The following is an 11,403-nucleotide window of genomic DNA, read 5'->3' on the forward strand; positions in this document are numbered from 1 at the left end:
AAACCCCCACTTCCTACTTAAAAACCCACACAACACAACCTCCCAATCCCAAGATCCTTAAAAAAACAGCGAAAATCAGTACAATCAGCGGTATCAGCGTTCCATTATAGGATTGATCAAAGTTAAAGAATTGATTCCTTCTCAGCCTCGACTCTTAGTGAATCTTGCTCTTTGACCACAGTCAAAGACTAGATGAACTTAGATCCCGAATTTGCTTCGGGACTTGACCTCGATCACGACCTCGCCTCTACAAACACTAAATCGCTTAAATATTACTCACGTTGAGTTAGAATAATCTACTCCAAAACCACAAGAGGAAACTGCTGGCCGTTGATCTTGAAGTAATACACTCCAGCGGCCCAGTCTGATAGGTTGATGCGTTTTTCTCTATCGACACGGCCAATTTCAATCAATGAACCTGTGGCATCGTAAATTTTGTACGGATTTGAGTTTACTACCTCAACATCAATGTAATTCCTTGCGGGATTTGGATAAACTTTGACTCTCCTATCCTGGTTGGTTTTCTCTACGCTCAACAGTCCGGCATCAGCGAGTTGATAGGCTTTGTATAAGTCTGGAATGCCGTATCCTAGTTGCTCATTGGGATTGTCGTAAATCGAGCTCGACTGTTCAATAGCTTGTTTTATTTCACTCCATTTGAAATTTGGAAGTCCCTGCCATAAACAAGCTGCAGCTCCGGCAATGAGCGGACTACTAAACGAAGTTCCGGTCACTCTTTCTATTTGACCGATATTAGTTGCCGATGGAATTGCTGCCTGAGAGCCTCTCGCTACAACATTTGGCTTGATGTCTCCGTCAGCTGCCGGCCCCAGTGACGAAAAGCCACTCCACTCTCCTTCTTCATTGACTGATCCAATTGTGAGTGCATTATCGGCATCGGCCGGAGTTGATATCTTTTGCCACGGATCATTACCAAAATTCCCGGCACTCACAACGATTAACATTCCGCGAGATGCCGCTAAGTTAGCTCCACGGGCGGCTACAGTCGTTTTACCATCGAGCTCGCTGTAAGTGTGGCTCTGACCGGGATCATCAAATTCTGTGTAAGACAATGATGTATTGATGATATTTGCACCTGCACTATCGGCAAACTCGGCTCCGGCAATCCAATTGTACTCTTCAATGATGTTTTCACCACTGATGTCCTCGGTGACGATTAACATATATTCAGCCTCAGGAGCTGCTCCAATTGCCTGGAATCCGATATCGACTCCCATCATCGCAAGCACATCAGTTCCGTGCCCGCCATCATCATAAACATCGTGATTTTGTGGATCTACGAAGTCTCGCGTGGCAACAATTCTGTTTTCCTGAAAAAGCGGTTCAAAAACTGATGAAGTATCGACATGCCTAAATCCATTATCCAAAACGGCAATAGTCACCCCATTACCGCGATACCCCATGTTGTGAAGCCTTTGCAGATTGATTTGAGTAATTTGTGCTTCCGTTTCACCGTAGATCGGATATGATTGAATTTCATTGTCATTAGTTATTTCAACAGATTCAAAGTAACGGTCAGAGCCCTTTTTGCCGGCTAACAACCGCGAATCAGCCGTATCGACAACTGGCAAACTCTCGATGCAATTCAAGGCAGCAGTATCAGTAGTTTGAATCACAACACCATTGAGCCATCTCGTGCGATAAAGCAGGTTTATTTGTCCGCAATTTAAAACCTGCTGAACATAAGCTTCAACAACGGGTAAATCATTGCTGTCAACAGCTATAGACTGGCTCGATCGCCTATCGAGCGCTTTTTGAGATAAAAAATCCTGGGGATTTGAAAGTGAAAATGTTGTGGCCGATTTATCAGTAAACTTTACGAAATACTTCTCAGGGGCTATTTGTGCAATTGTTTCAATTGAAAATAGAACAAGTACGAGCAATAGAGCACTATTTCTGAAGTTTTTCAGTTTCGAGTAATTTACCGAGATCATACACTTTTTTCAATTCTGGCAGTCCGCGTTCATCGTATTCCACCCACATGCTATCCTTCACTGCATCGCGGTAGTAGCCCTTTTCTTTGAGCTTTCCATCGGGATAGTAAAACTTTTGGAGTCCATCCGGATTTCCATCAACGTACTTCCCTTCCATCTTGATTTTACCATCGGGAAAATACTCTTTTCTATACCCCGTTTCAAGTCCGTCTTCAAAACTGGTCTCGCGAGCGATCTGACCATGAGCATAATAAACAGTCATGTCGCCATTTCGTTTATCGTTTTCGTAATGGACTTCCATTTTTACGTTTCCGTTTCGGTCGTAATACGTCCACTTGCCAGATTTTATGTCCGGTTCTGAGTACGGACCTTCAGCAGCAACCTGTTCATTTTCGTAATAGAGTTTTCCCTCAGCACTGCCATCTTCGTGAAAAACCATTTGGGCAGATTTTACACCATCTCCGCTATAGTAAGAGAACTTACCAATCGGTTTACCGTGTTCAAAATACCCTTCGTATTCTTTGTCGCCACTGGGATATTTCTTGATCCAGTAGCCGTGTTTATTACTATCACTATCAATCTGGTTTAGTGTGTCTTGCTGTTGAGCACTTAAAGTTATACTCACAGTCAGAACCACACACAGCGAGAGGAAATTACGTATCGAGATTTTGTTTTTTTCTAACATAATAAACGTTGCGATCAGGTGCATTACGAGAAATCATCTCTCCCAAAAATCCGGCCAAAAAGAGCAGTGTTCCCAAAATCATTGTAGTGAGAGCGATGTAAAAAAGCGGGTTATCAGCAATCAGGCGTTTGGGAATATGGTTGTAAAGGAAATAAGCTTTTTCAGCTCCCAGGTAAATGACAATCCCAAACCCGATGACAAACATCAGCGTTCCGATAAGACCAAAAATGTGCATCGGTCTTTTGCTGTATTTCGATACAAATGAAATGGTAACGAGATCTAAAAAGCCATTTACAAACCTGCTCATCCCAAATTTTGAACTTCCGTATTTGCGGGCTCTGTGCTCCACTACTTTTTCAGTGATTCTATCAAAACCGGCTTGTTTGGCGAGCATTGGAATGTAGCGGTGCATTTCACCGTAAACCTCAATACTCTTTACCACTTCAATATCGTAGGCTTTAAGTCCGCAGTTAAAATCGTGTAAATAAATACCACTCATTTTACGAGTAGCCCAGTTGAAGAGCTTTGTGGGAATTGTTTTGGAAGGTGGATCGTAGCGTTTTTTCTTCCAGCCACTAATGAGGTGATACCCTTCTTTGGCAATGAGGTTGTACAAGTCAGGGATTTCATCGGGACTGTCCTGGAGATCGGCATCCATTGTAATGACAACGTCACCCTGAGCGTGATCAAATCCCACATTCAACGCAGCCGACTTACCGTAGTTTCTCCTGAATTGAATTCCTTTAGCTTCGCTGTGTTCTGAGCTGAGACTCTCAACTATAGACCAGGAAGAATCTGAACTGCCGTCATCGATGAAAATCACCTCATAGCTGAAGTTATTTTCATGCATAACGCGATCAATCCATTTATACAATTCAGGAAGTGACTCCTCCTCGTTGAAGAGCGGTATAACAACGGAAATATCCAAATTAATCGTTTTTTTCAAAGGGTGAATCGTTTGTTTTTTTCGCGACTAAGCTAACAATAAGCACAGGAATAATCCAGAATAGACTGGCAAATGCAAATGAAGAAAGCACCCCCATAAATGAATACTGATTTCCATCATTTTGCTCGTAACTCTGCCTCATTTGCCGGTATGTTTTATCGAGTTCTTCATCTGACATACCAAAACTCTGCATCGTGCTCATCGTTTTTTCAATAGTAGCTTCGGCTACCCTTTGCTGTAACGTGGGATCAATCACTTTATTCAAAACGAGATCAAACATTACAGAAAGGAACACGCCCAATACAGCAATAATCATGAGGTTTTTAAATGCCTGTGAAAATGGTAAGTTGTTATTGTTGAGTTTTCTCAACTGAAAGCCGGCAATGAAAAGTACGACTACTCCAATAATAACAGAGAAAGTCACATTCTTGAAGCTCACCATGTAGTCAACTCCAAGTACGTAAGCTAATACCGAATATGCAATGCTTACCAATCCAAACAGTAGTGCAAACTTTAGTAAAAAATCGCGGTCTAATGTGTTCTTCATTTTACTGAGTTTGAGTGATGCTACAAATATAGCCAAATTGAATCCACAAAATTACTACTAAAAACAAGAGATAACGCTTGATGATTTAAACGGAATATATACTTTTGCCGCCAATCGGGTTAGTCTTGTACGACCAGCTCCTGTCGAATTCCCCCAGGTCCGGAAGGAAGCAAGGGTAGACGGTTGTAGCGGTGCGATGCAAGTAGCTAGCCCGATTACTTTTTCCCTCCTCTTTCAAATTGTGACAAAAATCATAATACGTTCAATTCATCCTTTATAATTTTACACGGCAAATTATAAAAACCGAGAACCGTGGCTAAAATCAACAATCTTAAAGACTTAGTTAAAGAGCTTGAACGCGGGCCTGTTTACGATACTTACGGGTCAATTTTGAAAGACATTGATATTGATATCAAAGAGTGCAAACAGTACTGCACATGGAATGATGATCGACATACGCGTAACAGAATCTTTAGAAATGGTGGCTTTGAACTGATGATGACCTGCATAAAACCAGGACAAAAAACAGCTATTCATAATTACGGTCACCAGCAAGGTTGGGCGTATATTCTGCAGGGCGAATTGACAGAGATCAAATACTCCGGTGGCGAATCAACAGGAGATGTTGCAGAAGTATTTCGCAACAAGCTCAAGAAAGGTGAAATGACCTATATCAACGATTATGAAGGTATGCACCAGTTCATCAACGAAGGTGAAGAACCTGTAATAGCGCTTCATTTATTTGTTGAGCCATTTGAATACTGGAAGGCATTCAACACTGATACCGGAGCATTTGAAGATGTTAAATCAGTTTACGACAGTGATCACACAGCCGAGTTTGAATCATAAAAAAAGGGTTGCTTTATTCGGCAACCCTTAGTGTTTATTAAAAACGAATTTTCTACTTCTTGAGTGGTAACTTAATTTGAACCAACGTCCCTACTCCTTTATTGCTGTTGATCGTAAAAGATCCGTCAAATACTTCAACCAATCTCTTTGCATTGGTCAGACCCAAACCGAGTCCTTTTTTGCTTTCACCATCATCAAATTTCCTGTAAGCACCAATTTTCGAAATGTCTTCATCAGTCATTCCAATTCCTTCATCGCTTATCTTGATAACAGCATGTAGATTATCAACTCCACCTACAACACGCACCATTGAGCCTTTCACAGAAAACTTGAAAGCATTATTGATAAGGTTGGAGAGAATTTGCTTTACGTAATATTCGGGCATAGCTACTTTTCCATCAGCTACTGACATTACGAGATCGTTCTCTCTAAATATTTCTTTAGCTTCTTTATTAGCGATAGACTCCACTACCTCTTTTATTTCAGTTGAAACAGAAGACTTCAGTTCTTTTACCTTGTCTGGGTTGTGTTTGAGTTCTTCAATCTCGTAAAAATTCATCGTTCTACCAACGAGATCCTTGAGCTCGAGTCCGGCTTTGTGGATCAACGAAGCAAACTCAACGAGCTCACTTTTTTCCATATTGTAATGCTCGGTTGTGATGAGCTCACCTATCCCCACAATGGTTTTGAGCGGAGCATTGAGCTCATGTGTAATGGGCATTCCAATGGAATTCGTAATGTCACTCAGTTTCTCTTCAGAACGCTTGACAATATCTTTGCGCTTGTTGAGCCTTGTTTTTACTCGCTTGAGTAACTCAGCAATGGTAAACGGTTTCATGATGTAGTCATCAGCCCCCATTTCCATACCGTGACTCAAATCCTCCTTAGCTGTTTTTGCTGTTAAAAACACGAATGGTGTTGAAGCAACAGATGGATTATTACGCATTAACTTCAATACATCATAACCGTCCATCTCTGGCATCATGACATCACACAAAACCAAATCTGGTTGAGTGCGCTTGATTACTTCAATTCCGATTTTGCCGTTTTCAGCGACTTCTACATCATAATCTGCAGATTGAAGTATTTCCTGTAAATTACTTCTTACATCCGGATTATCCTCTAAAACAACTACTTTTTCAGCCATAAATACTCATTAGTTACCAGTTCAAAAATAGAAATTCAAACCTTTAAAATACACTACTTTCGATAAAAAGTAAGTAATTTTCCACTTTACTCTTGATTATGATGCACAAGATACTCATTACAGAAGATGATGCTGTTACTGCTCTTTACATGAAACAAACGGCTCAGAGCCTTGGATACGAAGTCACTAAGATCGCTACCGAGGCTGAAGAAGCAATTGAATTGAGCAAAAGTGAAAAACCTGATCTGGTTTTGATGGATATTTCACTTCCGGGTGAAATTGACGGAATTAAAGCTGCAGACATCATTATTGAAGAAAATGGGATTCCGGTTATTTACGTCACCGGAAACTCTGACAATGAAACAATGCAGCGTGCTATTTCCAGCAATACTTATGGGTATATATTAAAACCGGTTCGCAAAGAGCAAATGTACACGATGGTGGAAATGACGCTCCATCGCCATAAACTGGAAAAAGAACTCATCAAACGAGAAAATCAGCTCAAAGAACTCAACGAACAACTCGAGGAAAAAGTAGCTGAACGAACCAGAGAGCTCAGCGTTAACAACCAACGATTAGAACAGGAAGTTGACCGCAGAAAGGCCATCGAGGAGGATTTAAAGGAATCACTGGCCAAAGAAAAAGAGCTGGGTGAACTCAAGTCTCGTATTGTTACAATCATTTCGCATGAACTAAAAACGCCACTCACAACTATCCTCAGCTCTGCTCAATTGATCGACTTCCACGCAGATAACAAAGCTCCCAGTGAAAAAATTCAAAAACACACCCACAGTATTCAACGGAATGTCCAGGCTCTGACCGAGTTAGTTAACGATACACTCTTTATCTCAAGGGCAGATGCCGGAAAAGTGAAACTGGAAAAAACTGAAACTAAAGTCATAGAATATATTGAGAAGTTGATCGATCATCTCAAGGACGGACTAGGAAATGGTTATAATTTCAATATTAAAAAGCTGAGTGATATCCCTGAAGAGCTAATGATTGACACGCGCTTGCTCAAGCAAATTCTCAATAACCTGCTCACGAATGCCATAAAATACTCTCCGGATTCTAAAGAGATCGACATAAAAGTAGGTTACATGAATAGCGAGTTGAGCATTGAAGTAAAAGATCACGGCATTGGAATTCCTAAAAAAGATGTAAAACTCCTCTTCCAAATGTTTCACAGGGCTTCAAATGTCGAGAATATTGAAGGTACCGGAATCGGACTGGCAATTGTGAAAAAGTGCCTCGATTTCATGGACGGACAAATCAACATCGACTCAAAAGTGGGTCAAGGTTCTTCATTTACAATCCACTTCAAAGCGCAAAAACCCGATGAGGAATAGCATCATCACGCGAGAACAATTACTCAAGGCACGGGAAACGCTCAGCAAACTTGTTCACAAAACGCCTGTGTTCTCCAGTGAAGTGATCGACAAAAAAGTTGGAGCCAACCTCTATTTTAAGTGCGAGAATTTTCAAAAAACCGGCTCGTTCAAGTTCCGCGGTGCCAGCTATGCAGTCAATCAACTCGGTTCTGACCAAAAGAAAAACGGTGTCACTACGCATTCGAGCGGCAACCACGGGCAAGCACTTGCGAAAGCGGCTCAGTTGGCCAATATCAAAGCCTATATTGTGATGCCCGAAAACGCTCCAACCGTCAAAAAGCAGGCAGTGAGAGGCTATGGAGCTGAAGTCATCATTTGCGAATCTACTCAAGCTGCTCGCGAAAAAACGTGCAGCGGTATACAGGAAAAAACGGGTGCTACGTTTATTCCGCCTTATGATGACGAAAACGTTGTTCTCGGTCAGAGCACAGCGGCTCAGGAGCTTATTGACCAAACTGAAGGTCTCGATTATCTGCTAGCCCCGGTTGGCGGTGGCGGATTGTTGAGCGGAACGCTCATGGCAGCAAAATACTTTTCACCAAATACCAAAGTAATCGGGTCAGAACCGAAAGGTGCTGATGATGCTTACCGCTCGATAAAAACCGGAAAGAGGCTTCCGCAAGAAAATCCACAAACAATAGCTGACGGATTGCGAACATCACTGGGAGAAATCAACTTTGAAATCATTAGAGAAAACATCGATCAAATCCTTACAGTTGAAGAAGACACAATTATCAAGGCACTAAAAATGATTCACCATCATCTCAAAATAATGGCTGAGCCTTCTTGTGCAGTTCCTTTAGCTGCTATCCTTGAAAACAAGAGACACTTTGAAGGGAAAAATGTGGGTATCATCATATCGGGCGGTAATGTAGATTTAGATGTTTATTACGAAAGCCTTAAATAGCCTACTCCTCCAGGACAAGACCAACTAACTCATTCGTTTTGAGAAATGATCCTCTCATGCTGTTGGTGAGCGCTATGATTACGATATCTTTAGAGGGAACCCGTATAAAATAGGTTCGGTAACCTCTCCACCAACCATTATGATACACGACTTTTAGTCCGTTTTTCACATACTTAATCCGCCAGCCCAATCCGTACGATTTGTACTTCCTGTTCAACTTTGAATTGGGGATTTCCATCAGATCGCTATAAGCAGGCAAAAGAATTTCCCCATTGGTCAGGGCCCTCTCAAAACGGAACATGTCCTCTACAGTAGTAAAAAGTCCTTTGTCGCCTACAACTCCGTTTAGGTAGAAATCAGCTTTAGGTGTACCATAAGCGTTGTGTCCAACTGCTACGCTGTCCATCTCCATGTAGTCCATATTGCTGTAAACAAGACTATTCTTCATACCGAGAGGATCAAAAATATATTTAGCCATGTACGACTCAAATGATAAGCCGCTCACCTTCTCCACAATTGCTGACAGCAAAAAGTAATTCGTGTTGCAGTAATCGAAACGTGAGTTTGGCGGATAGTAAATTTCCGGCTCCTCTTTGATGAAGCTATCGAGAGCGTTTTCATTGCACATCGGGATTTGCCGGTTTTGCCAAAGAGAGTCTGTAATGTACATGTAATTACCCAATCCGCTGCGGTGGTTGAGCAACCTGCGTACGGTTACACCATGATAAGGAAAGTTTGGGAAGAACTTTTGGATAGAATCTGAAAGATTGATTTTCCCACTCTGTACAAGCTGCATTACTGCAGTTGCTGTAAAAGGTTTTGATGCTGATGCAAGTTGGAATTTATGATTGAGTGATAACTCTTCTTTTGTCCTGTAGTTAGTGTAACCATAGGATTCTTTGAATAATTGTCCGTCACGAAAAATGAGTACATTCCCATTGAACCGGCCGGCTTTGTGTAACGACTCAAAATAATGGTGAAAAGAGGCCGCTAATGGAACACTGAATGCTCGGTAGTCGGGCTCTGACCGCGATAGATCTTCTCCTTTTGATTCTTTATCCTTCTCTATATTGTCCTTGCAACCAGCCAAAAAGACCGTCAATAAAAGAATGACAGCTACTTGTTTTCTCATGAGGCCTGCAAAAGTAACATTTGATGAATATTAGCGAAACAGAAATAATTGTTTACAATACTTACTTTTGCCGACTCATTAAAGAATATCAGTATTGTTTAAGTTTTTCATAAGACGCGATGCCCTGGGCAATTGGATTTTCTTTAAACGAATCTTGTTTTTCGTTTTGGGGATTGTTGTGCGCTATCGTTTTAAGCGATTGTACGACACGCAAATCAAAGGAGGTGAGCATATTGTGAATTTGCCAAAGCGTAATGTGCTTTTTGTGAGTAATCACCAAACGTACTTTGCCGATGTTGCCCTGATCATCCTGGCGCTATTCAATATAAAGAATAATGTGCTGAATAGAATTGGCAGTATCCTTACTCTTTTCAATCCGATTTTGAGAATTTATTTCATCGCAGCACGCGAAACAATGAAGTCAGGAATTTTACCGAGGTTGTTTACCAAAGGTGGAGGTATCCTCATCAAACGTTCATGGCGTGAAAAAGGAAAATCTGTTAGACGAAGAGTTGATAAAGAAGATGTAGAAAAGATCAGCAAGGCGCTGAAAGACGGCTGGGTGATTACCTTTCCGCAAGGAACCACTACTCCATTTGTCAAGGGCCGTAAAGGAACTGCCCACATGATCAAGAAAAACCATCCGATTGTTGTTCCTATTGTCATCGATGGTTTTAGAAGAGCTTTTGACAAAAAGGGATTACGCATCAAGAAAAAAGGAACTGAGATCAAACTGACATTTAAAGAGCCGCTCATCATCAATTACGATGAGGATGACGATAAAATCATGCATCAAATCATGTATGCTATTGAACAGAGTGAAGAATTTCACCCAAAGGTTTGAGTATCTATTCCTCACGTTTAAACGCTAATTGAACAAATGTTCTAAAAAAGCATAAAATGAAATTAGCATAATTCTGATCCATATAAAATAGGTTTTGCAGAAGCGGTGGTTTCTACTATTCAAGTGCCATAGGCACGATTCACATCTATCTTCGGGTGACAACCCGGAGTCAAAGTGTACAAACAATACTTTGAGTGCCGTAGGTACGGTTCACTTTAAAAAGCATGACTTCTCTATTATTCTGTGGTCCGTGCTTACAGCACTCGTTGTCAGCACTCTTTCATTTTGCTTTGGGCTGAAGCCCAGAGTTATGTGAATTCGTGCCTACAGCACTCAACTTGTTCTTCCAAGAGGGTGTATCAAAAGGGGCATTAAAGTTTAAAATTCATTATGGAGTAATAATGTAAACACTCCTAAATCAGGTTTTTAAATTTTAACGAATTGCCTTTTAATACCGAAAAATCTATCATTTTTCGGTATTGATACACCCTCTACTCGCATATAAAGTATCACGTTGTTTCACAGAGTGGGATTGCAGCAAACACTAAGTATTCATCAATCTTCGTGAGCATTGTGTATGCTTTGTGAGCTCCGTGAACTAAATTTATTTCACAAAGCGATCATCATTAGAATACTCAAAACACGGCTCAGTATCTCTTAGTAGAACTTGACATTTGACGCAAGTCAATGGTTAGTAATTCTTAGATCCACGCACTTGCTGCGGAACGGGTCTGGCGGCTAAAAACAAACCCCAAAAGTGAGCGTCAGCGAACCCGCTGCGTGCGCTGCGTTAATGCAGAGCTAACATAAAAGCTCGTTGCAATCGCTGCGTTACAAACCTTCCAAAACCAACATTAGAACGCTCTCAACCTAAACCTTGACCTCAACCTTACTACTGACGCTATCGGTCAGCACTAAGCTCGTGACGCAAGGAACGGGACTCAACCTCAACTCTTAGTGAATCTTGCTCTTTGACCACAGTCAAAGATTAGATGAACTT

At 41.2% G+C, this 11,403-nt stretch carries 10 protein-coding genes and 1 other RNA gene; 5 read left to right on the forward strand and 6 right to left on the reverse strand.

What is annotated here, in order from left to right; genetic code table 11:
* Positions 1-296: 296 nt before the first annotated feature.
* The 4 genes from RI557_RS10570 to RI557_RS10585 are packed head-to-tail and all read right to left on the reverse strand — an operon-like array spanning position 297 to position 4,133.
* Positions 297-1,955 carry a S8 family serine peptidase gene (locus RI557_RS10570; RefSeq protein ID WP_310683691.1) on the reverse strand — a complete coding sequence of 553 codons (1,659 nt, stop codon included), beginning with the start codon at positions 1,953-1,955 and terminating at the stop codon, positions 297-299.
* Positions 1,912-2,640 carry a toxin-antitoxin system YwqK family antitoxin gene (locus tag RI557_RS10575; RefSeq protein WP_310668880.1) on the reverse strand — a complete coding sequence of 243 codons (729 nt, stop codon included), beginning with the start codon at positions 2,638-2,640 and terminating at the stop codon, positions 1,912-1,914. Before RI557_RS10575 ends, RI557_RS10570 begins: the two co-directional genes overlap by 44 nt.
* Positions 2,609-3,568, reverse strand: a complete 960-nt coding sequence (locus RI557_RS10580; protein WP_310668881.1) for a glycosyltransferase family 2 protein — start codon at positions 3,566-3,568, stop codon at positions 2,609-2,611. The genes RI557_RS10575 and RI557_RS10580 overlap by 32 nt, the downstream gene beginning before the upstream one ends.
* Position 3,569: 1 nt before the next feature.
* A complete protein-coding gene (locus RI557_RS10585) occupies positions 3,570-4,133 on the reverse strand; it encodes a DUF4199 domain-containing protein (protein ID WP_310668882.1) in 564 nt (187 codons plus the stop codon).
* Between the two features lie 116 nt (positions 4,134-4,249).
* Here RI557_RS10585 and ffs point away from each other — a divergent pair.
* Together ffs and RI557_RS10595 are read left to right on the forward strand one after the other, a co-directional pair.
* Positions 4,250-4,348: signal recognition particle sRNA small type (ffs, locus tag RI557_RS10590), an RNA gene on the forward strand.
* 97 nt (positions 4,349-4,445) lie between these two features.
* The gene (locus RI557_RS10595) at positions 4,446-4,982 is read left to right on the forward strand and encodes a cysteine dioxygenase family protein (protein WP_310683694.1); all 537 of its coding nucleotides are present in this window, start codon (positions 4,446-4,448) and stop codon (positions 4,980-4,982) included.
* 52 nt (positions 4,983-5,034) lie between these two features.
* Here RI557_RS10595 and RI557_RS10600 read toward each other — a convergent pair whose 3' ends face one another.
* The gene (locus RI557_RS10600) at positions 5,035-6,129 is read right to left on the reverse strand and encodes a response regulator (RefSeq protein WP_310668884.1); all 1,095 of its coding nucleotides are present in this window, start codon (positions 6,127-6,129) and stop codon (positions 5,035-5,037) included.
* Positions 6,130-6,227: 98 nt separating this feature from the next.
* Between RI557_RS10600 and RI557_RS10605 the strand changes: the two genes are divergently transcribed.
* Together RI557_RS10605 and RI557_RS10610 are read left to right on the forward strand one after the other, a co-directional pair.
* Positions 6,228-7,478: an ATP-binding protein gene (locus RI557_RS10605; RefSeq protein WP_310668885.1), complete on the forward strand. Its 1,251-nt coding sequence runs from the start codon at positions 6,228-6,230 to the stop codon at positions 7,476-7,478.
* Positions 7,468-8,427, forward strand: coding sequence for a pyridoxal-phosphate dependent enzyme (locus tag RI557_RS10610; protein WP_310668886.1), 960 nt, complete (start codon positions 7,468-7,470; stop codon positions 8,425-8,427). Before RI557_RS10605 ends, RI557_RS10610 begins: the two co-directional genes overlap by 11 nt.
* 1 nt (position 8,428) lies before the next feature.
* On the opposite strand, the gene RI557_RS10615 is transcribed toward RI557_RS10610, so the two are convergent.
* Complete coding sequence (locus RI557_RS10615; protein ID WP_310668887.1) at positions 8,429-9,559, reverse strand: serine hydrolase domain-containing protein; 1,131 nt, start codon at positions 9,557-9,559, stop codon at positions 8,429-8,431.
* Between the two features lie 94 nt (positions 9,560-9,653).
* Here RI557_RS10615 and RI557_RS10620 point away from each other — a divergent pair, with 94 nt between their 5' ends.
* Complete coding sequence (locus RI557_RS10620; RefSeq protein ID WP_310668888.1) at positions 9,654-10,403, forward strand: lysophospholipid acyltransferase family protein; 750 nt, start codon at positions 9,654-9,656, stop codon at positions 10,401-10,403.
* Positions 10,404-11,403: the final 1,000 nt, after the last annotated feature.

The organism is Salibacter sp. (assembly GCF_031581065.1).
GTDB lineage: Bacteria > Bacteroidota > Bacteroidia > Flavobacteriales_G > Salibacteraceae > Salibacter.

Excerpts from the sequence above, each read along its gene's own strand:
- RI557_RS10570 (WP_310683691.1), bottom strand. The coding sequence starts at position 1,955 with ATGATCTCGGTAAATTACTCGAAACTGAAAAACTTCAGAAATAGTGCT.
- RI557_RS10575 (WP_310668880.1), bottom strand. The coding sequence starts at position 2,640 with ATGTTAGAAAAAAACAAAATCTCGATACGTAATTTCCTCTCGCTGTGT.
- RI557_RS10585 (WP_310668882.1), bottom strand. The coding sequence starts at position 4,133 with ATGAAGAACACATTAGACCGCGATTTTTTACTAAAGTTTGCACTACTG.
- RI557_RS10600 (WP_310668884.1), bottom strand. The coding sequence starts at position 6,129 with ATGGCTGAAAAAGTAGTTGTTTTAGAGGATAATCCGGATGTAAGAAGT.
- RI557_RS10605 (WP_310668885.1), top strand. The coding sequence starts at position 6,228 with ATGATGCACAAGATACTCATTACAGAAGATGATGCTGTTACTGCTCTT.
- RI557_RS10610 (WP_310668886.1), top strand. The coding sequence starts at position 7,468 with ATGAGGAATAGCATCATCACGCGAGAACAATTACTCAAGGCACGGGAA.
- RI557_RS10615 (WP_310668887.1), bottom strand. The coding sequence starts at position 9,559 with ATGAGAAAACAAGTAGCTGTCATTCTTTTATTGACGGTCTTTTTGGCT.